Genomic DNA, 21,009 nt, shown 5'->3' with positions numbered 1-21,009 from the left:
AGTAAGAAAATAACTATAGACTTTTTTGAAAATCTATTTTCTTATGCTTATCTGCCGCTACCGCGATCATCACTTGCAAATTTCATAAGATGCCCTCGAATTTACCTATTAATTCCTTCTACAAAAAGCAGTAAGACTAACAGGAGTAGTTGAACATCATCTGGCATTTTGGCAGAAGTAAGTAGAAAGCAGAAGGGTAAAGCTTAGTATTGGTTGGACTTACGCACTAAGTTTGACCCTTGAGACTGGATGTAGGGTGGGTGAGTTTTTCCTCTACTTACACCTCTATGCGATCGCATTCAAACAACTAGCAGCAAAGCTAAAAATCTCAACTACAGCCTTTTTATCTGATGTAGATTAACACCCTTCCCTAATCCTTTTCGAGAGTTCGGGGAAAGGGTGTGCAACAACGACCATAGGGTATCTCTGTACTTTTCAATCATTAGGTAAAATTAGTCACACACATTATTTCTTTGTTGTTTGTTACTTTTAACAAATTCAAATGTATATTTAGTAAGCTTTAAATTATTTCTTGGCAGAGCCAAAAGCTGGTGCAAAATCTTAAATTTGCTACCTCAAATCAACTTAAAGGTTTATTTTAATAGAAACTAAAAGTGATAATTATTAAGCAAAACCGAGAACTCGATAAAATAGAAGAGAATGTCATAACAGGATTGATATATCTACAGGCGTTCGCTTGATTTTGGTTAGATTTAAATATTTTTAATCATATTTAGATAGCTTGATTATTTAGATGTTTTTTGATAAAAATAGAGTATCACTTGCATTTTTATTTAAGTTTTTTAAACTAAAAGACAAACAAATTGAGCGCTGCAAAAGAGTTATAAAAGTTAACAAAAATAGATTGATAAATACAAAAATTTAATGTACAACCAGATCGTAAGACCAGGAAAATTTTCTCCTTTGATCTGGCTATCTCCCTAAGTAGAGATTATTAAGAAACTGAGGGCAGTTTGGATTTGACTGCAATACAATTGTTTTGGTAATCACGTTCGCTGGTTGCTAAAACCTTGTGTTTCATGAAAATGTAAACTGCGACCAAAACAGATTTCAATCTTGAATTAGGGCATTCCAGTTATTTAGGGGAAAATTTTAGTAAATAACCGTAAAAATCGCAAATTTCTCAATTAAAAAAATGAGAAATTTGTCATCTGTACATTCATTGAATTTTGAAACAAAACAGCCATGACCACAACTTTAACAAGAGGCGAAAGTGGTAGCCTCTGGGATAGGTTCTGTGAGTGGATTACCAGCACTAATAACAGACTTTACGTTGGCTGGTTCGGCGTTTTGATGATTCCAACGCTGTTGACAGCAACTATCTGCTTTATTATTGCCTTCATTGCAGCACCACCTGTCGATATTGACGGTATTCGTGAACCTGTTTCTGGTTCTTTGTTATATGGCAACAACATAATTTCTGGCGCCATTGTACCTACATCTAATGCGATCGGTTTGCACTTTTACCCTATTTGGGAAGCATCTTCTCTTGATGAATGGCTCTATAATGGCGGTCCCTACGAGCTAATTGTTTTCCATTTCCTCATCGGTATTTTCTGCTGGATGGGACGGCAATGGGAACTCAGCTATCGCTTGGGTATGCGTCCTTGGATCTGCGTTGCTTATTCTGCTCCTGTAGCTGCTGCTACCTCTGTCTTTTTAATTTACCCAATTGGGCAAGGCAGTTTCTCTGACGGAATGCCTCTAGGCATCAGTGGTACATTTAATTTCATGCTTGTGTTCCAAGCGGAACATAACATTCTCATGCATCCCTTCCATCAACTTGGTGTGGCTGGGGTGTTTGGTGGTTCGCTCTTCTGTGCGATGCACGGTTCTTTGGTGACTTCCTCCTTGGTGAGGGAAACCACAGAGAATGAATCCGTCAACTATGGATACAAGTTTGGTCAAGAGCAGGAAACCTACAATATTGTGGCTGCTCATGGTTACTTTGGACGCTTAATTTGGCAGTATGCCAGCTTTAACAACTCTCGTTCTTTGCACTTCTTCTTAGCAGCTTGGCCCGTAGTTTGTATTTGGTTCACGGCTTTGGGCATCAGCACAATGGCGTTTAACTTGAATGGGTTCAACTTTAACCAATCAATTCTTGACTCCCACGGTCGTATAGTTAACACCTGGGCAGATATACTCAACCGTGCCAACCTGGGTATGGAAGTGATGCACGAGCGTAATGCTCACAACTTCCCATTAGACTTGGCAAGTGGTGAAGCTGTACCTGTAGCAATGAACGCTCCTGCAATTCATGGATAGTTAAGTTAGCTTCTTGTGAATGATAAAAAGCGCTCTCTCAATGGGAGCGCTTTTTTACAGTTATTAGTTATCAGTTATCAACAGCATATCAATTTGGGGAGAGCGATAAATCGCTCACTACGAAATTATATAGTTTTTATTAATATTTCATAATTATCGATAATTTTCAGGAGATATACTGAAGATTAATATATTACCGCCGTTTATTGAATCTAATTTTCATCCTTTCTAGGAAGTGAGAATAAAAATGAAACTTAGTGTATTTACTCAAATTTTGAGTATTGCTGCTCTTACACTCAGTTCTACAGCAACTATTACTCAGCCTAGCCATGCTCAGACTAGCAAGTTTTTTTGCGGTATGAGTAGGGGTGTACCGGCAACACTTGTTCGCACATCACGGGGAAATATTCCCATAATTCGTTGGGTTGACGAAGCTTTTCCACCGCCTTGGACTCCAGAAAAGCGCTGTGAAGAAATATCTAGCAGATTCCAAAGATTTTATGACAACGGAACTTTGAATTTTCTCAGAGCAGGCAAGCTGAGGAGTCAACCCGTTTTGTGTGTAGCTAGTGAGAAAAATGGGCCTTGTCTTGCAAATGGTGTCCTAGTTACTCTCAAGCCCGATCGCAATCCCCGCGAAACTTTACAAAGACTACTCGATTATCGGGGTGGAAGTGGTGGGGTCAGTATAGATCTTAGTGGTTTTAGCAGTAACAACAATCATAATGCTGTGGTTACTGCTGGAGATGATACAGCTTATGTAGATGTCCAAAAATGGATAAATGAGGCAGAAAGTTCCAAATCAGGTGAATTTTGCCCAGTAGGAAAACCAGCTTGGCAATGTTAAGCAATTAACCAAAATGGATTGGCGCAAAATCATATTAGCTACCTGTATTGGCAGTTTATCAATCTCGTCAGTATTAGTAGCACCGACTGTCAGTTCAGTTGAACAACCTTTAAGTCAGTGTTCAACACAGCAGTTGCAAAAACAGGCCAAGTTAATCACAGTCAAAGTCTTGTCAAAAGACTTTTTGGGATCAGGGATTCTGATTCATACAAAAGGTTCTGTGTATACAGTGTTAACTAATGCCCACGTACTGAGGTCTGGTAAAGCCCCCTACCAGATCCAAACCTATGATGACAAAGTATATGCAGCCACTTTGCAAAGAATGAGCGATCGCGGCAATGATTTAGCTCGATTGCAGTTTCGCAGCGATCGCACTAAATATACTGTTGCATCCCTGGATTTTCGCTCAAGTTTAACTAAAGGCAATAAAGTTTTTGCAGCTGGCTTTCCTTTTGATGAAGAAGGCGATCGGGATATCGGGTTTGTGTGCAAAACTGGTGAAGTGTCCCTTATCTTAGACAAAGCCTTAGAAGGCGGTTACAAAGTCGGCTATACCAATGATATTCAAAAGGGGATGAGTGGAGGCCCATTACTAAACCACGTCGGCAAGGTAGTAGCAATTAATGGAATGCACGCCGAACCGCTTTGGGGCGACCCCTATGTTTATCAAGATGGAACTGAACCAGAACCAGAACTGCGACAACAAATGCACCAATATAGCTGGGGCATTCCGATTAAGACATTTGTAGACCTAGTATCATCTTCTGATTGCAATTTTCAGGCAGAGGTTAAACCATGAATTTTGGTCGTTATCTTCCAGCTGTGCTGATGGGTGCAACTGTGGTGGTGGTACAACCTCAAGTTGCTTTGGGACTAACTGCTACGCAAGTTAGCAACTTAGCCAAAGAATTTACTGTGCTGATTGGTGGGGATGGTGTTGGTTCAGGGATAATTTTTGACCGCAAAGGAGATACTTACTACGTACTGACCAATCAGCATGTGGTGGCAAACGATGGCAGATACGAGATTCAAACACCTGATAACAGCCGCTATCCAGTTTACCGCAGTCAAGAATTGCCAGGTTTAGATTTAGCGATCGTACAGTTTAATAGTAATAAAAATTACCGTGTTGCTAATTTAGGTAACTCCGACCAAATTCAGGAAGGAATGACAGTGTATGTAGTAGGTTGGGCTGATGCTTTACCAGGCATTACTTCAGAACGTACCTATCAATTTACCGAAGGAAAAATTCGCACACGGCTGCAAAAATCAGAAGATGGCTATGGTTTAGTTTATAACAACGAGGCCATACCAGGCATGAGTGGCGGTCCGGTTTTAGATGAACAAGGCCGGGTCGTGGGGATTAATGGGCGTGCTGATACAGAAGTACGCAAAGATGGAACCTTGGTAGCAAGTTTGCGCTTAGGGATTCCCGTAAATACCTTTTTGGCAGCGAGAAAAAATTCACCCTCTGCAAATACGCCACAAAAACCAGCTACTGGCGTGGCAACTTCCATAACAACACCAGTTACATCACGAAAAATCACAGCAGAAGGTTTGATTAGTTTAGGAGGGGCAAAGGCTAAGCGGGGAGATTACCAAGGAGCGATTAGCGATTACAATCAAGCCCTCCAGCTTAGTCCCAACAATTCTGATGCTTTTTATCAAAGAGGTGTAGCTTATAGTAAACAAAAAAATTACCAAGCTGCTTTAGAGGACTTTAATCAGGTAATTCGCCTTAGTCCCAAAAATTCCTTTGCTTATGCTTTTCGAGGTCATCTGCGCTTACAACTTGGAGATTTTAAAGGTGCAAACGCTGATGGCAATCAAGCCATTCGCTTCGACCCCGACTCTGGTTATGGTTACATTATCAGGGGCGGAGGCCGCTTTTTCTTGAAATACCAACAAGGAGCATTAGCAGATTTTGATTGGTCAATTAAACTACTTCCTGATAATCCCAGAGCTTACATGGTACGAGCTATTGCCCGCAAAATTTCGGGAGATAAACAAGGAGCATTAGCAGATTTTCAAAAGGCTGCCACTTTATCTAAGCAACAGGGAGATGAAGATAGTTATCAAAAGTCAGTGAGTGAGATCAAACGACTGCAAGGGATTTAGTGATGGTAGAAGTAGGTTGACAAGATTGTGAGTGATCGCTGATTACAAAGTTGTGGCGATCGCAAAATCTTAAATGAAGAATAAAGTTGTGATTACAAACTTACCTTGGATGTGAATTAAAGCTGTGACAAAGTTTATGTTTTTATCGAACACAGATGCACACAGATGGACACAGATAGACTTTCCGTTTGTGGCTGAGTGGTGATTGCTAATTGTTAGTTACTATTAGCTATTAACAACTTAAGTAAATTTATTTTAGAAATCAGTTAGTTAATATTACTATTATTTAGTTAATAATACGTACTAATTTAGACAAAACTATATTTAGACAGAGGTTAAAAATGAAATTTACTCGTCATCTTTCAGCAACACTAGTAGGCGCAACTCTCACAATCATGCAGCCTCAAGTCAGTGTGGCGTTAACACCTGCTCAAGTCAGCGATTTAGCAAAAGATTTTACTGTTTTGATTAGTGGAGATGGTGTGGGTTCGGGAGTAATTTTTGATCGTAAGGGCGAAACTTACTACGTACTCACTAATCGTCATGTAGTGGTGAATGATGGCAGATATGAGATTCAAACCCCCGATGGTAGTAAATATCCTGTGTACCGCAGTCAAGAGTTACCTGGATTAGACTTAGCTGTCTTACAGTTTAATAGTAATAAAAATTACCGAATTGCTAATATTGGCAACTCCGACCAAGTCCGGGAAGGAATGACGGTGTACGTGGTGGGTTGGGCTGATGCTTTACCTGGTATCACCAAAGAACGTAGTTATCAATTTACAGATGGGAATGTCCGTAGTCGCCTCAAAGAGGGCAAAGATGGATATACTCTGGTTTACAACAACGAGGCGATTCCAGGTATGAGTGGTGGCCCGGTGTTAGATGAACAAGGGCGTGTGGTAGGTATTAATGGACGGGCTGATACAGAGGTACGTAAGGACGGGGCGCTGGTAGCAAGTTTGCGATTGGGAATTCCGATTAACACTTTTTTGGCAACTAGAAGAAATTCCCAGCCAATCGCGACGGGTTCCCAAACTGCCACAAGACAACGGAGTGCCGAAGACTATATTAGTTTGGGAGGAGCAAAAGCCCAAAGAAAAGATTACCAAGGCGCGATCGCAGACTACAATCAAGCCCTGAAAATTAGTCCTAATAACCCTGATGCTTACTTCCGCCGGAGTAATGCTTACTTTTTGATCGGAAATTTACAATCAGCGACTTCAGACTTGAACAAAGTAATACAACTCAATCCTAAAAATGGGTTTGCTTACGCCATGCGGTGTGCAATTCGTCTCACAGAGAAAGATATACCAGGGGCGGTGAGGGATGGTGAAGAAGCTGTGCGCCTGAATCCTAATTTAGGTTTTGCTTATCTTGCTAGGGGTAGCGCTCGTGCATTTTTACCAGATTACCAAGGAGCGATCGCTGATATCAACAAATTTATTGACCAAGAACCTGGTTTTGCCCACGCCTACGCTGTCCGGGGTTATTCCCGCGCTGGCTTAGGAGATCGAAAAGGGGCTAATGCTGATTTTGATCAAGCGCTGAAATTAGATCCCAACTTTTTTAGCACTTATCAATTGCGGGGGGTTGTACGTGGTTTTCTTTGGGGAGACAAACCAGGTGCATTGGCAGATTTGCAGAAAGCAAGTGATTTAATTCAAAAAGAAGGAAATTCATTTTTATACCAAGAAGTCCAAAACGCAATCAAATTTGTAGAAAACCCAGCATCCGCATCTCAGCAAGTGCTGATCGAACCATTTAACCAAGCGATCGCCCGTAACCCAAATGATGCTAATGCTTACTTCTACCGGGGTGGTGGTTATTATCTGCAAGGAAATAAACAGAGTGCATTGGCAGATATAACCAAAGCAACCCAAATTAATCCCAAATTTTCAGTAGCTTGGGTTGCCCAAGGAGATATATTTAGAGAGTTAGGAAAATATACAGAAGCCCGAAATTCTTATGATCGAGCAATTAAAGCTAATAGTCAATGGGGTAATGTCAGTCCTAGTGTAGCTTACGCTTATCGGGGTTTAACTAATTTGGTTTTAGGCAATACTCAAGCTGCGAATGCAGATATAAATCAAGCATTGCAGTTAGATCCTAAAAATGCTGTTGCCTATGGATTTAGGGGTTTGTCTTTTCACTACCAAAAAGACTATCGTAGGGCAATTGCAGCTTACGAAAAAGCACTTTCTCTGGACGCAAAATTATCACCAGCTATTAACAACCTGGGGTTAGTTAAATATGAATTGGGAGATGTTGAAGGAGCTATACGTCAGTTTCAAAGGGCAATAAATATTAACAATACCAGTCCAGAATCTCAGCTGGCTCTAGCAGTAGCTTTATACAATAAAGGACAGCAAGACCAGGGTTTAGCAATGGCCCAAGCAGCTTTGCGTTTAGATAATAGATGGGGTGATATTAAGTTTATTAAACAACAACTCTGGGGTAACAGACTAATAGCAGATACGCAAAAACTACTAGCAAATCCTAAAATTAGGTAATTGTCATCTCAAATAACCCTGGCTATAAAAGATGTAGAGATATGATAATTCATATCTCTATACAACTACTTATTATCAAATTTCAACATGGCAAAATCCCAATATCAAGGATATTGTGAGCTTACTCCCACAAAATTAGTCAAAGAAAAATTTGGAGATATCAATATCTATGCTCAAAATTCTAAATCTCTGCTGACAAAAGCCACTGGTTTTATTGCTGCTTATGACTTTACTTTAAATCCTTATAGAGGCTGTCAATATGGATGTAGTTATTGCTATGCTGCTGCATTTAGCCCTAATACAAAAATGCGTTTAGATTGGGGAAAATGGGTAATTTTTAAAGAAAATGCATCACTAATATTAGAGAAAGAATTAGAAAGTTGGTATCGAAAAAATCCTCAAAAATCTCCTAAGATTTATATGAGCAGTGTTACAGATCCTTATCAGCCTCTTGAATCGAAATATCAGTTGACTCGTAATTTACTAGGGGTAATGCTTGATTTTTATCCCACTCCTACTTTAGTAATTCAAACTCGCAGTCCAATTATTACTAGAGATATTGATTATTTACAACGATTTCAACGATTGCGAATCAATATGAGTATTCCCACTGGTAGTGAATTAGTGAGGAGAGATTTTGAACCGCGATCGCCCAGTATAAAAGCTAGGTTAAATGCACTCAAAAACATCAAGCTAAATATTGATCAATTCAAAGGTTTTATTCCTAAAATTTCTGTGACAATCACTCCTTTACTGCCAACTTTTCCAGATGAAGAAGATATTTTTATTGAGCAATTAAGATTTGTAGATAGAATTGTCATTCAGGATTTTCACCCCAGTCAGAATAATTCTTTAGTGGCATCAACTAGGCAAGAAGCTGAAGAAATTAAGCGTAAATACGCTTGGTGGTATGATAACGAGAAAGTAAGCTATATAACATTCAAGCAAAAGTTAGTTTCTCGACTTCCAGAACAAGAAATCAAGGAAGGTAAAGACGGATTTGGTTATGAGTAGAATTATCGCTAACTGGTGGCGCAGTCAGCAGTTCAAGTTGGCAATCCGTCGAGGTAACACTCGACAAGCTATGCAGCTATTGCAAGAAATTCAAAAATCAGGGGCAAGATTATCTTGGTTAGAAAAACTGTTTAGAGATAAGCTGCAATTAGAAATTTCTTCACAGCAATACAAGCAAGAGGTAAAAACTCTAAAAAATAATCTCAATGATACCTTACAAGAATTAGAAAATAGAAATTTAGATTTTCTTACTCAACCACAAAATAGGCAGGTATTAGTTCCAAAACAAGAATTTATTGAGTCTGTATATAAAAAATTTAATTTGAAATATCATGACCAAACAAAATTGCAATGTACTGGAATTGACCAAGACATATTTAATGATATAGAAGAAAATTTAATCGCCTATCTACAAGATGAATTGAGTAAAATTCCAGAAAAGCAGTTGAAGCTGAAGCTAGAAGATGCCTTAAAAGATATTAATAATCTAAAAATTGGGCAAGATCCTAGTTATGCTTTTAGTCTGACTCCCCACGTCTATTTCATGAAATATTTTTTAGAAAATGTATATTGTCTTTATTTAGCTTGGTTTCTTGTTTACGAAGCTGGTTTGCTTTCTAAAAATATTAATATTCTTGATATTGCAGCAGGGCCAGGAACTGTTGCCTATGGTCTAGCTTTATTTCTACAAAGTAGTATTGGTTTCTTGCAGATTCCACAGATGCACATATCTTACTATTCTCTAGAAAAACAAGATGCGTTTCAGTATCGAGGACTTCAGTTTTGGCGGCGATATATAGAGTCTCGAAAAAGTTTGATTAATGCTTACTTCAGATTTGTCACTGATGACATCTTTAACTTTAACTCTCAATCAAGTAATCTTCCAGAAAATTTTTTTGATTTTATTATTATTTCTCACTGTTTCTTTTTAGAGAGTAATAAAAAGCAACAAGCAAATTCTATATATAATAAAATTATTAATAGAAGTATTAAAATAAATGGTTATGTAATACTAATAATACAAGATAAAAAATTATTTAAATTTTACGATATGCCTCGCACAGAAGACATATCTCAAGAAAAGTATATAGTTAATCAGTTTGTTTCAGACCTAGATTTAGATTTAGTCTGGTATAGATATTTAACATCAAGAGATTCAAGAAGACCTTGTTCTGCAATTGAATTTGCAAAGTTTGCTGATGAGAAATTGCCTAAACAACTTTATATGACTTCTCTAATCCAAAAATATTTTGATCAAAGACACAATTCTAATTATAAATTAGATGATTATGTAATCCTAGCAAAAAAATAAAATTTCTTAGTATTTGTGAACCAGCATTGTAATTATCCAATCACAACACCAAGCAAGGATTTTTGGCATGGGAATTTACACTTAGTGTATGCTTATCGCCAAAATCAAACCCAGTTGATTTTCAATCAAAATCAAGCACCGCTAAAAGTACAACGCCCATTTTATCCAGAAGGACAAGAAGTTTGTCATAGTGTGATTTTACATACAGCTGGGGGTATTGTGGGAGGCGATCGCTTATTTTACAACTTCCACCTCCAACCCCATGCTCAAGCATTAATTACTACCGCGACTGCTGGCAAAATTTACCGTAGTAATGGTATGATTGCCAAACAAATTATTGAGATCAAAGTTGATAATAATGCTTGTTTAGAATGGTTGCCCCAAGAAACAATTGTTTTTGACCGTGCATTATACAGACAAGACATTATAGTCAAATTAGCTACAAATTCTCATTATTTAGGCTGGGAAATTACTAGATTTGGACGTAGTGCGAGGGGAGAGAAATTTTTACAAGGAGAGTGGCGATCGCACACCGAAATTTGGCAACAAGGTAAACCTTTATGGATAGATCGACAATGGCTACCAGGTAGTGAAGAAGTTTTTCACAGTCCCCACGGTTTAGCAGGGCAACCAATCGTAGGTAGTCTAGTCTACATTGGACAAGAAATATCACCAGAAATAGTCGAAAAAGCCCGAAATCTTTGGCAATTGCCAATTACCCATTCCCACTTTGGTGTCACTCGTTTAGAACATGGACTTTTGTGTAGATATCGTGGATCTTCAACTGCTGAGGTGAGAAACTGGTTTATCGGTGTTTGGCAGTTATTACGTATGTCTTTTTTGAGTCGTGGTAGCTGTGTGCCAAGAGTTTGGCAGATATGAACGAACCGCCTTAGACACGTAGACACAGAGTGGCTTCCGAAAGTAGTGGCTTCTCGTACGCTGTAAGGCGTTCCCGTGGGGTAGAGTAGACGCCAAGAAGGGAGGTAAAAAGTGCAACTGACGCCGCAGGAAAAAGACAAGTTACTGATTTTCACTGCTGCTTTATTAGCAGAAAGACGTAAGGACAGGGGTTTGAAGTTGAATCATCCAGAAGCTGTTGCCTATATTTCGGCCGCAATTTTGGAAGGTGCGAGAGATGGGAGGACAGTTGCTGAGTTGATGAGTTATGGTACTACCTTATTGACACGGGATGATGTCATGGAAGGAGTACCACAGATGATTCATGAAGTGCAGGTGGAAGCAACTTTTCCTGATGGGACAAAGTTAGTGACAGTGCATAATCCCATCAGGTAAAGAATTTTGAATTTTAGGTTTTAGGTTAAGCATGATGATTCCCGGAGAAATAATTACACCACAAGGCGAAATAGAACTCAACGCAGGGCGTCCGACAGTAAAATTACGAGTGTCAAATACAGGCGATCGCCCTATTCAAGTCGGTTCCCACTTCCACTTTTTTGAAGTCAATAGCGCCTTAAACTTTGATCGAAAACAAGCACGAGGAATGCGCCTCGATATTCCCGCCGGAACAGCAGTTAGATTTGAACCAGGGGATGAAAAAGAAATCACCCTAGTTCCCCTTGCTGGTACACGCCAAGTTTACGGATTTAATAGCAGAATTAACGGAAACCTCTGAGATAATTATGCGCATTCCTTATATTTATTCTTTAACGCAGAGGAACGCTGAGGTAAACGCGGAGGTACGCAGAGTTAGGATTTGTTTGCTACCCCCTCATCTATCCTCTGCGAACCTTTGCGCTTATCTTTGCGCCCCTTTGCGTTTAAACTCGATTCTAAACTCAGTTTGAAAGAATGTATTATGCCTTACAGAATGGATCGTCGCGCTTATGCGGAAACCTATGGCCCCACAGTAGGCGATCGCATCCGCCTAGCCGACACAGAATTGTTTATCGAAGTCGAACAAGACTTCACTACCTACGGCGATGAAGTAAAATTCGGCGGGGGTAAAGTTATCCGTGATGGTATGGGACAATCCCCAGTCTCCAACGCTGATGGTGCTGTTGATATGGTAATTACTAATGCATTAATTCTCGATTGGTGGGGTATTGTCAAAGCAGATATTGGCATTAAAGACGGCAAAATATTTAAAATTGGTAAAGCTGGAAATCCCTACATTCAAGACAGTATAGATATTATTATCGGTCCTGGTACAGAAGCTGTTGCTGGCGAAGGCATGATTCTCACCGCCGGCGGAATTGATGCCCATATTCATTTTATTTGTCCCCAACAAATTGAGGTTGCGATCGCTTCCGGAATTACTACAATGATTGGTGGCGGTACTGGACCAGCTACTGGTACAAATGCTACTACCTGCACACCCGGAGCTTGGAATATTTACCGCATGCTGCAAGCTGCTGATGCCTTCCCCGTAAACTTGGGATTTTTAGGTAAAGGTAACACCAGTCAACCCCAAGGACTTGTAGAACAAATTTTAGCTGGTGCAATAGGGCTAAAACTCCATGAAGACTGGGGAACAACCCCAGCAACGATTGATACTTGCCTCAGTGTTGCTGATGATTACGACGTGCAGGTAGCGATTCACACTGACACTCTCAATGAAGCAGGATTTGTAGAAGATACAATCGCCGCTTTTAAAAATCGTGTCATCCACACCTATCACACCGAAGGCGCAGGTGGTGGACACGCGCCGGATATCATCAAAGTCTGCGGTGAGACAAATGTTTTACCATCCTCCACTAACCCCACCCGTCCTTATACCGTTAACACTCTTGATGAACACTTGGATATGTTGATGGTTTGTCATCACCTCGATCCAGGAATTGCTGAAGACGTGGCATTTGCTGAGTCACGCATCCGTCGGGAAACCATCGCTGCTGAAGACATTTTGCACGACTTGGGCGCATTTAGCATGATTTCTTCTGACTCCCAAGCAATGGGCAGAGTTGGGGAAGTCATAATTCGTACTTGGCAGACAGCACATAAAATGAAAGTGCAACGCGGATTTTTATCCCCCCTTTCATCCCCCCCTTACCAAGGGGGGGAAACAGGGGGGGTTCAGAATGATAACTTCAGGGCAAAACGCTATGTGGCAAAATACACCATAAACCCAGCAATTACGCATGGAATTTCACTGTATGTAGGTTCAGTGGAAGAGGGTAAACTTGCAGATTTATGTTTGTGGCGTCCAGCATTTTTTGGTGTGAAACCAGAAATAGTAATTAAAGGTGGCATGATTGCATGGTCGCAGATGGGAGACGCTAACGCCAGTATTCCCACACCCCAGCCTGTACATATGCGTCCAATGTTTGGCAGTTTTGCAGGTGCGCGTCACGCGACATCATTAACTTTTATCTCCCAAGCAGCGTTAGAAAGCGATATTCCTAATCAGTTGAAGTTGCAAAAGCAAGCAGTTGCAGTTTCTGGGACGCGACAGTTAAGTAAGCAGGATATGAAGTTGAATGATGCACTACCACGTATGGAAGTAGATGCAGAAACTTACGAAGTTAGGGCAAATGGAGAGTTGTTAACTTGTGAACCAGCAACGGTTCTACCAATGGCACAGCGTTATTTTTTGTTTTGATCCGACATTAATCTTGACACTAATTTGTTGAGCAACTTCTAAGTAGTCGTTGCTTAACTAAAAAGTTACTGTCGTTGAAATTATTGATGCCTTACCTGCTGATATCAAGCAATTATTTAGTTATAATCATTCATATCAAGTTCGGCTAATTACTTACTAATTTCTGCATTACCTCACCCGCCTTCAGCACCCTCTCCTTAGCAAGGAGAGGGTTGGGGTGAGGTTCTTCGTTTTTTTACAAGTGTTCATCCGGACATGAGATCACTAGTGATTCTCTATTTTCTAATAGGTTGGATATTTCATTTATTCAAGAAAGTGAAAGAGTGAAATTATTATTGCTTTACTTAGAAGTGTCTTGTATTATTAAACACTAAATTTATATTTTAATTCCAAAAGTCCAGAAAAGTAGAGACCATGCCAAAAGACAGTCCACAAGTTAGCCTAGATGCACTGATACCAAGAGAAGCATTTGAAGTCCAAGGACAGCAAAGCCAAAACATAGGAAGAAATATTCCTATGATATCGGTTCGTGATTTAGAACCAAATTCTTTTTTCTATCCATTTTTACGCAAACCTGATTTTCAAAGAGAAACTAATGAATGGGATACTGAGAAAATTTGTGGTTTTATCGAAAGTTTTTAGATGGGATTTGATCCCAGCAGTTATTCTTTGGAGAAGTTCTAGTAGTTACTATTTCGTAATTGATGGCTCGCATCGGCTTAGTTCTTCAATAGCCTGGATAAATGATGACTATGGTGATGGCAAGATTTCTAAAGAATTCTATGATGGAGACATCACAGAAGAGCAGAAAATGCTGCTCAAGAAACAAGAAAATTAATTAAATCAAAAATTGGTTCTTATAAGGATTATCAATCATTAACCCAGAAGCAGGGACAGTTAGATATAAAAATGCTTGATAGAGCAAGAAATCTGGGTGCTTTGGGTATCCAACTTCAATGGCTTGAAGGTGATGCGGCTAAAGCAGAGGACTCTTTTTTCAAAATTAATCAAAAAGCTACACCTATCGGTGAAACTGAGATTCGCTTGCTAAAAGCCCGGAAAACGCCTAATGGTATTGCTGCTCGTGCAATTATGAGAAGTGGTAGCGGACATAAATACTGGTCAGATTTTTCCCAAGAAAAGCAGGATGAAGTCGAAAAACTAGCTCAAGAAATACATAAACTTATTTTTGAGCCTAAATTAAAAAATCCTATTAAAACTCTAGATGTTCCAATAGTAGGAAATTTACCACCTTCAGAAAAACTAGAACTTATTTTAGAGTTTGTCAATCTTGTCAATAATATACAAGAAGATAAAGGCTTAGGAGAAGATTTGATAGGAGAAAAAACGATACAATTGCTGAAAAATTGTGTCAAGTTAGCTCGAAGAATAAATTCCAATGATCCTTCATCTCTTGGTCTTCATCCAATAGTATATTTCTACACAAATTTGGGCAAACCTAAAATTGGCTCTTTTTATGGTGTAGTTAGCTTAATATTACATTTAGAAAGAAATAAATATTTTTCTAAATTTACAGAAGTCAGGAAAGATTTTGAATGGGTTATTTGGCAGGATGATATGATTCCTGAAATTGTCAGGAAGAGTAAGGCTCTAGAAGCACATGAAAAAGTTAAACAATTTTACTTAGAAATCATCAACAAATTATTGAATGGTGTAGATAAGAAAAATATTATCAAGGAAATAGTAGCTGAGAAAAAATTTGGCACATTAAAAACAAAAATTAAAGCTAATACAAGTGATTCTCAAGGTAAAAAGTTTTCAGGAGAGACAAAAACCGCAGCTTTTATCAGAGATGCTTTACCCAAAGTTCCCCGATGCAAAATATGTGGTGGTTATCTGCACAGTCACTCCATCTCTATAGATCACATTCAAAGAAGAGCAGATGGTGGTAATGCTACTGTAGACAATGCACAGTTAACTCACCCATACTGTAATACAACATTCAAAAATTAAAAATTAAGACTTTTATAAATCAAATGAGATTTACAAGCAAGAGGTTGAGAAAGAAGGCAGTTTATTCTTAACTAATAAATTGTCTATAAACTGGTCAATTTTTTGAGTAGAAATGTGCTGCATAACGACGACATGGGCAAGATTTCCCTCTGTGGCTAATTGCCACTTGCGGCACAACTCGCTTCCAGGTTTGTCAAAAACGACTGTAGTTGAAAAGTTATTAAGTAAAGGATGGTAATTGATTTCCAAGAGGCGATCGCGTAAATAGCGCGCATTTTGCAAGCAGGTAGCAACCTCCCTGTGGAAGTACTGACTTCTCGTCTGGATAGCATACCACAAAAGTAAAGCAGCGAGTCCGCTACGTGAACCCAAAATAGTCATGTCTTTACTGCCAATATATTCAACACTTGTCTCAATTTTTTTGACATAGGGTTGACGGGTAAGAACAATTCCGTAAGCGATCGGAGAACCGATAAACTTGTGGCCACTAACCGAAATACTTCCAATGGGATAGTCTCGAAAACTAATTTTTGGTGCTTCCTTAATAAAAGGAAGTAACATTCCTCCGAGTGCGCCATCACAGTGAATGTAAAAGCGAATTCCTAACTTTTGTGTGATCTCAATAATTCGCTCTATATTATCTACTGCTCCTTTCATAGTAGTGCCTAAATTTATATTGATGATGGCACTTTGTTGTTTTCGCTTTGATAGCTCATACTCTAGATGTTCATAATTGATTTCACCATTGAATTGTGAACTAATCACAACATGAGGTAATTTCAATAAACGTGCTGCCTTAGCAACCGAATAGTGAGTATCACCAGAAGAATAAAGAATCGCATCAGAGTAGAGTTCTCTACCCAAGAACATACCGTAGAGATTGCCTTCTGTACCACCACTGGTAAGATATCCCCAATATTCTTCTAATTCATAAAGTTGGGCAAACCAATGAAGAGATTGTCGCTCAAATTCTTTAGAATGAAGAGCAAAATTACCCTCAATAAATGGATCACCTACATTATTAAGATTGTATTGAAAGAATGGCAGCAGTAAAGTGTAATCGAAGTTAAGGTTAACAGGATAACCTATAGAAAGTTTTGCACATTCAGCTATATACTGCTGTAGTCGTTTAAGACTTACTGAAGTATTTGTATCAACTAATTGGGGAAACATAAGTTTATTTTTCTACATAACTTTGCTAATTTTTTTATGATTTCTCTGTCATAGACTCATGAATGGTTAGCAGAGAACAGAAAAACAAAAAACTTGGATTTAGGCTAAATTACTTACTGCACACTCTTTTTCGGCGTGCTTTTTTCACCTTAATCACACAATTTTTGAGATAAAAATGTGAAAGACAATAAATTTGTCAGTTATTTTCTGTCTAGATAGTGGCAAAGCATCTCTGTTTTGCAGCTATGTAATAAGTACCTAATTGAGTGGAGAGAGATTTGAATAGGATTAATATTCATATAGCAAGCTTGTCAGCTAAATTCATCTCTACACTAATCACATGATTTATTTATGTCTTTTTGCTTAATTAAGTTGCTATAGTCACTAACAATTTCATTCTAGCTCTTCGTCAAATACTGCTGTGTCATCGAGTCAAAAAGTAACCTGTGTTGTGTTGAGAGTTTTGTCCCAATTCACCCTTTTGAAAATACTAGACCTCCTGCATGAATCCTCAAAACCCCACCCCAACCCTTCCCTTAATAAGGGGAGGGAGTTAATATACATCAACGAAATGAGCAAAACTAGCCAATAGAGGAGAAAGAATTATACAAATATTTGCCACCCTCAAAACGGCGGGTTGAAATCTCGAAGCTACCCAATTAGAATCGATTGCTGCTATTCCACGATTCTCCTTAGTTTCTTTAACTTTATAAGTTTGAGAAAATTACTATATAAAGAGATGCTTTACGAATCTTAACAATGACTGTCATTAATCAGCAGCTACCAACAACAGCCACTTTTGAAAAACACGTTTGGACTTGGCAAGGTTACAAAATTCAGTACACTGTCCTGGGTACAGGTAAGCCCTTGGTTTTGGTTCACGGCTTTGGCGCTTGTATTGGTCACTGGCGAAAAAATATCCCTGTTTTAGCCGATGCTGGCTACCAAGTATTTGCCCTTGATTTATTGGGATTTGGTGGTTCAGAGAAAGCGCCTATTGATTACACAGTGGAAGTCTGGGTAGAATTACTCAAAGATTTTTGGATAGCCCATATTAATGAACCAGCCGTATTTATTGGTAACTCTATTGGCGCACTTTTAAGCTTGATGGTACTAGCCGAACATCCAGAAATTGCTGCGGGTGGGGTATTGATTAACTCTGCGGGGGGTTTGAGTCATCGTCCCCACGAATTGAACCCACCGCTACGAGTTGTGATGTCTGCTTTTAATAAATTAGTTGGTCATCCAATTACTGGGAATTTCGTATTTAATCGGATTCGGCAAAAGCACCAAATTCGCCGGACTCTCTACCAAGTTTATCGCGATCGCCAAGCTGTTACTGATGAATTGGTAGATATGCTTCATACACCTTCATGTGATCCAGGAGCGCAAAAAGTCTTTGCATCTATTCTTACCGCACCTCCTGGTCCGACTCCGGCGGAACTATTGCCGAAAGTCAACCATCCTATGTTGGTAATTTGGGGTGCTGACGATCCTTGGACACCCATTACTGGTGCAAAAATTTACGAGCAAGCGCAAGAAAATGGTAAAAATATCAAAATCGTTCCTATTCCTGGTGCTGGTCATTGTCCCCATGATGAAGTGCCGGATGTGGTGAATTCAGAGATTGTGGAGTGGTTAGAGCATTCTTTATTCAATCAACATAGCGCCCTCAACTAAAGTTGGGGCTAATAGTTTAAGTCAGCTCAAGGCTGACTATTAGACCTCTTGCACAAATATTGTTTACCCGACCCCAACCCTAAGCGTGAACGGAGAGTAAACTAAATCTTCCCCCGGTTCACGGGGGGATTGAGGGTGGTTTTTATGATTCATGCAAGAGGTCTATTGTAAACTTTTTAACCAGCTTAAGCGGGTTTCAGATTTGAGCCGGAACTTTAGTTCACGGCTAATTGACCCGATTTCTCCGAGAAATCGGGTTTTTTAATGGCGAATTTATTTAAGAAAGTATTAGTGATTTCCTGCCAGTAATGAACCGAATATATGTTGTAGTAATCTTCATCTCAACTCAAAGCTCTGCGTTCAAGATGAAATAGCGCTGTCTAGCAGTTAATCTATGAGTATTTCGCCTCGTCCCAACTATGAATATCAAGTCGGGGGAAGTCTCCCAACTGACGCCCCAACCTACGTCAGACGGCAAGCTGATCAAGATTTCTACGCAGGTTTGAAAGGTGGAGATTTTTGTTACGTCCTCAACTCCCGCCAGATGGGCAAATCCAGCTTGCGGGTGCAGACGATGCAACAATTGCAAGCAGAGGGATTTGCTTGTGCTGCTGTTGATATTACTGCGATCGGTACAGCAGATATAACCCCAGAGCAATGGTATGCTGGAGTGATTGATAGTTTGGTGGGAAGTTTTAATCTTTACACCGATTTTGATTTAGAAAGTTGGTGGTATGAGAACAGCTTACTTTCGCCTGTGCAGCATTTAAGTAAGTTTTTTGAAACGGTACTTTTAAAAAGAATTACTGAGAATATTGTTATTTTTATTGATGAAATTGACAGTATCTTGAGTCTGCAATTTAATCTGGATGACTTTTTTGCTGTGATTCGAGATTGCTACAATCGGCGGGCAGATTATCCGGCATATAAGCGGCTGAGTTTTGCGTTAATTGGCGTGTCTACGCCTTGGGATTTAATTCAAGATAGGCGACGCACGCCTTTTAATATTGGCCGGGCTGTTGATTTAACAGGTTTTCAACTCGAAGAGGCGCAACCACTGGGGGAAGGTTTGGCAACTGTGGGAAATCCCCAAGCGTTGCTGAAGGCGGTACTCGAATGGACAGGGGACAGCCGTTTCTGACGCAGAAGGTGTGTAAGTTGTTGGCTGGGGAAATGGGAAGAAGGGGGACAGGGAGACAAGGAAGACAAGGGGATAGGGGGAGGTGAAGAGAGGGAAGAGTTAGAGATTACAGTTTGGGTAGAAAATCTGATCCGCGAACGGATGATTAAAAATTGGGAAGCGCAGGACGAACCAGAACACTTAAGAACTATCCGTGACAGAATTATGCGGAGTGGTGAACAGCGTACCGGGCGATTGTTGGGATTGTGTCAGCAAATTTTGCAGCAGGGAGAAATAATTGCTGATGAAACTGCTGAACAAACCGAACTGCGGCTGACGGGATTGGTAGTGAAGCGGGATGGTAAGCTGCGAATATTTAACCGTATCTATGCAGAAATATTTAACCAAGAATGGTGTGAAAAAGAACTAGCAAAATTGCGTCCCTATGCAGTTACACTTAATTTTTGGGTTGCTTCCCAAAGACAGGACGAGTCACGCCTATTGCGGGGACAGGCTTTGCAGGATGCTCAAGCTTGGGCAGTTGGTAAGAGTTTAAGTGATTTGGATTATCAGTATTTAGCCGCTAGTCAGGATGTGGAGAAAAGAGATATCAAAGTAGCCTTGGAAATACAAAAGGAGGCAACAGAAAAAGCAAATCAAATATTGCATCAAGCTCAGAGTAAAGCAAAACAGACAATCCGTTTTGGTTTTGTCCTATCTAGTATGTTTGTCTTATTAGCTTTTATTTTTACAGTTTTGTTACCTTGGCTAGCTATCTTTTTCAACAATCGTGGATTTGCAAAATATGAAAACAATCAAATTCAAAGTGCTATACAGGACTATGAACTAGCACTAATACTAAAACCAGATTACGTCCCAGCCTTATATAATCAAGGATTAGCTTACGAAAAATTACAAGATTTTAATAATGCTAGTGCTAATTATGAATATGCTATTTTGAAAAATAAAAATTTTGCTCCAGCTTATAACAACTTAGCTCGATTGTATATTACTCAGAGAAAAGACTATCTCACAGCAGTTAAACTCCTTAATCAAGCTTTGCAAATACCTGTAAAAAATAACTTAGATGTAGAAGATTTATCTGCATACAAGAATGTGGAGTACGTTATATTCAAGAATTTAGGCTGGGCGTACTTTGAACTGAAACGTTATTCTGAGGCTAAAAAGGCTCTTAATCAAGCTATTAATTTAGATAATCAAAGAGGTTCAGCATATTGTCTATTGGCACAGGTTTTAGAAGCAAGCAATCAAAAAAATAAGTCAAAAGCAGAATGGGAAAAATGCTTACAGTTTGCAGATCCTAACCATCCAGATGACAAAGAATGGCTGAAGTTAGCAAAACAACGCTTAAAATATTGATAATTTTTTTTGCTTGAAATATAATAA

Annotated in this window: 17 protein-coding genes and 1 pseudogene; 17 read left to right on the top strand and 1 reads right to left on the bottom strand. The window is 39.3% G+C overall.

From position 1 onward, the window contains the following. Positions 1–1,206 precede the first annotated feature (1,206 nt). The 14 genes from psbA (at position 1,207) to RS893_RS07720 (ending at position 15,629) form a co-directional block, all read left to right on the top strand. Complete coding sequence (gene psbA, locus RS893_RS07785) at positions 1,207–2,289, top strand: photosystem II q(b) protein (protein ID WP_315790630.1); 1,083 nt, start codon at positions 1,207–1,209, stop codon at positions 2,287–2,289. Between the two features lie 247 nt (positions 2,290–2,536). After that, positions 2,537–3,136: a COP23 domain-containing protein gene (locus RS893_RS07780; RefSeq protein ID WP_315790629.1), complete on the top strand. Its 600-nt coding sequence runs from the start codon at positions 2,537–2,539 to the stop codon at positions 3,134–3,136. Between the two features lie 13 nt (positions 3,137–3,149). Next, positions 3,150–3,935, top strand: a complete 786-nt coding sequence (locus RS893_RS07775; protein ID WP_315790628.1) for a serine protease — start codon at positions 3,150–3,152, stop codon at positions 3,933–3,935. Continuing rightward, positions 3,932–5,254, top strand: a complete 1,323-nt coding sequence (locus RS893_RS07770; protein ID WP_315790627.1) for a tetratricopeptide repeat-containing serine protease family protein — start codon at positions 3,932–3,934, stop codon at positions 5,252–5,254. Before RS893_RS07775 ends, RS893_RS07770 begins: the two co-directional genes overlap by 4 nt. Positions 5,255–5,595: 341 nt before the next feature. Continuing rightward, positions 5,596–7,767: a tetratricopeptide repeat protein gene (locus RS893_RS07765; RefSeq protein ID WP_315790626.1), complete on the top strand. Its 2,172-nt coding sequence runs from the start codon at positions 5,596–5,598 to the stop codon at positions 7,765–7,767. Positions 7,768–7,854: 87 nt separating this feature from the next. Further along, positions 7,855–8,781 carry an SPL family radical SAM protein gene (locus tag RS893_RS07760; protein WP_315790624.1) on the top strand — a complete coding sequence of 309 codons (927 nt, stop codon included), beginning with the start codon at positions 7,855–7,857 and terminating at the stop codon, positions 8,779–8,781. Further along, on the top strand, positions 8,774–10,093 hold the full coding sequence (locus RS893_RS07755; protein WP_315790623.1) for a photosystem II assembly protein: 1,320 nt from the start codon (positions 8,774–8,776) through the stop codon (positions 10,091–10,093). The genes RS893_RS07760 and RS893_RS07755 overlap by 8 nt, the downstream gene beginning before the upstream one ends. A gap of 15 nt (positions 10,094–10,108) precedes the next feature. Then, the gene (locus RS893_RS07750) at positions 10,109–10,975 is read left to right on the top strand and encodes an urease accessory protein UreD (RefSeq protein WP_315790622.1); all 867 of its coding nucleotides are present in this window, start codon (positions 10,109–10,111) and stop codon (positions 10,973–10,975) included. A gap of 111 nt (positions 10,976–11,086) precedes the next feature. Further along, positions 11,087–11,389, top strand: coding sequence for an urease subunit gamma (ureA, locus tag RS893_RS07745; protein ID WP_315790621.1), 303 nt, complete (start codon positions 11,087–11,089; stop codon positions 11,387–11,389). A gap of 34 nt (positions 11,390–11,423) precedes the next feature. After that, positions 11,424–11,729, top strand: coding sequence for an urease subunit beta (locus tag RS893_RS07740; protein ID WP_315791907.1), 306 nt, complete (start codon positions 11,424–11,426; stop codon positions 11,727–11,729). A gap of 183 nt (positions 11,730–11,912) precedes the next feature. Further along, positions 11,913–13,655: an urease subunit alpha gene (gene ureC / locus RS893_RS07735; RefSeq protein ID WP_315790620.1), complete on the top strand. Its 1,743-nt coding sequence runs from the start codon at positions 11,913–11,915 to the stop codon at positions 13,653–13,655. Between the two features lie 414 nt (positions 13,656–14,069). Then, positions 14,070–14,297, top strand: coding sequence for a hypothetical protein (locus RS893_RS07730; RefSeq protein ID WP_315790619.1), 228 nt, complete (start codon positions 14,070–14,072; stop codon positions 14,295–14,297). Positions 14,298–14,304: 7 nt separating this feature from the next. Beyond that, positions 14,305–14,493, top strand: a complete 189-nt coding sequence (locus RS893_RS07725; RefSeq protein WP_315790617.1) for a hypothetical protein — start codon at positions 14,305–14,307, stop codon at positions 14,491–14,493. Between the two features lie 71 nt (positions 14,494–14,564). After that, positions 14,565–15,629: an HNH endonuclease signature motif containing protein gene (locus RS893_RS07720; protein WP_315790616.1), complete on the top strand. Its 1,065-nt coding sequence runs from the start codon at positions 14,565–14,567 to the stop codon at positions 15,627–15,629. Between the two features lie 30 nt (positions 15,630–15,659). Here RS893_RS07720 and RS893_RS07715 read toward each other — a convergent pair whose 3' ends face one another. Further along, positions 15,660–16,802, bottom strand: a complete 1,143-nt coding sequence (locus RS893_RS07715; RefSeq protein WP_315790615.1) for a histidine decarboxylase — start codon at positions 16,800–16,802, stop codon at positions 15,660–15,662. 759 nt (positions 16,803–17,561) lie between these two features. On the opposite strand from RS893_RS07715, the gene RS893_RS07710 reads away from it, so the two are divergent. From RS893_RS07710 to RS893_RS30470, 3 genes and pseudogenes are all read left to right on the top strand, one after another. Then, complete coding sequence (locus tag RS893_RS07710; protein WP_315790614.1) at positions 17,562–18,482, top strand: alpha/beta fold hydrolase; 921 nt, start codon at positions 17,562–17,564, stop codon at positions 18,480–18,482. 394 nt (positions 18,483–18,876) lie between these two features. Beyond that, positions 18,877–20,317 (top strand): annotated as a pseudogene (locus tag RS893_RS30475) (AAA-like domain-containing protein); the annotation flags it as partial. Positions 20,318–20,325: 8 nt separating this feature from the next. Further along, positions 20,326–20,982 carry a tetratricopeptide repeat protein gene (locus RS893_RS30470; protein ID WP_425475841.1) on the top strand — a complete coding sequence of 219 codons (657 nt, stop codon included), beginning with the start codon at positions 20,326–20,328 and terminating at the stop codon, positions 20,980–20,982. Positions 20,983–21,009 lie beyond the last annotated feature (27 nt).

Source organism: Fischerella sp. JS2 (assembly GCF_032393985.1).
GTDB lineage: Bacteria > Cyanobacteriota > Cyanobacteriia > Cyanobacteriales > Nostocaceae > Fischerella.
Note: the sequence above shows the minus strand (reverse complement) of the source record. Positions and strands in the feature narration are given on the sequence as shown.

Bases quoted from the DNA above. Each gene is read 5' to 3' on its own strand.
- psbA (WP_315790630.1), top strand. From the start codon at position 1,207: ATGACCACAACTTTAACAAGAGGCGAAAGTGGTAGCCTCTGGGATAGG.
- RS893_RS07780 (WP_315790629.1), top strand. From the start codon at position 2,537: ATGAAACTTAGTGTATTTACTCAAATTTTGAGTATTGCTGCTCTTACA.
- RS893_RS07775 (WP_315790628.1), top strand. From the start codon at position 3,150: ATGGATTGGCGCAAAATCATATTAGCTACCTGTATTGGCAGTTTATCA.
- RS893_RS07770 (WP_315790627.1), top strand. From the start codon at position 3,932: ATGAATTTTGGTCGTTATCTTCCAGCTGTGCTGATGGGTGCAACTGTG.
- RS893_RS07765 (WP_315790626.1), top strand. From the start codon at position 5,596: ATGAAATTTACTCGTCATCTTTCAGCAACACTAGTAGGCGCAACTCTC.
- RS893_RS07760 (WP_315790624.1), top strand. From the start codon at position 7,855: ATGGCAAAATCCCAATATCAAGGATATTGTGAGCTTACTCCCACAAAA.
- RS893_RS07755 (WP_315790623.1), top strand. From the start codon at position 8,774: ATGAGTAGAATTATCGCTAACTGGTGGCGCAGTCAGCAGTTCAAGTTG.
- RS893_RS07740 (WP_315791907.1), top strand. From the start codon at position 11,424: ATGATTCCCGGAGAAATAATTACACCACAAGGCGAAATAGAACTCAAC.
- ureC (WP_315790620.1), top strand. From the start codon at position 11,913: ATGCCTTACAGAATGGATCGTCGCGCTTATGCGGAAACCTATGGCCCC.
- RS893_RS07730 (WP_315790619.1), top strand. From the start codon at position 14,070: ATGCCAAAAGACAGTCCACAAGTTAGCCTAGATGCACTGATACCAAGA.
- RS893_RS07720 (WP_315790616.1), top strand. From the start codon at position 14,565: ATGCTTGATAGAGCAAGAAATCTGGGTGCTTTGGGTATCCAACTTCAA.
- RS893_RS07715 (WP_315790615.1), bottom strand. From the start codon at position 16,802: ATGTTTCCCCAATTAGTTGATACAAATACTTCAGTAAGTCTTAAACGA.
- RS893_RS07710 (WP_315790614.1), top strand. From the start codon at position 17,562: ATGACTGTCATTAATCAGCAGCTACCAACAACAGCCACTTTTGAAAAA.
- RS893_RS30470 (WP_425475841.1), top strand. From the start codon at position 20,326: ATGTTTGTCTTATTAGCTTTTATTTTTACAGTTTTGTTACCTTGGCTA.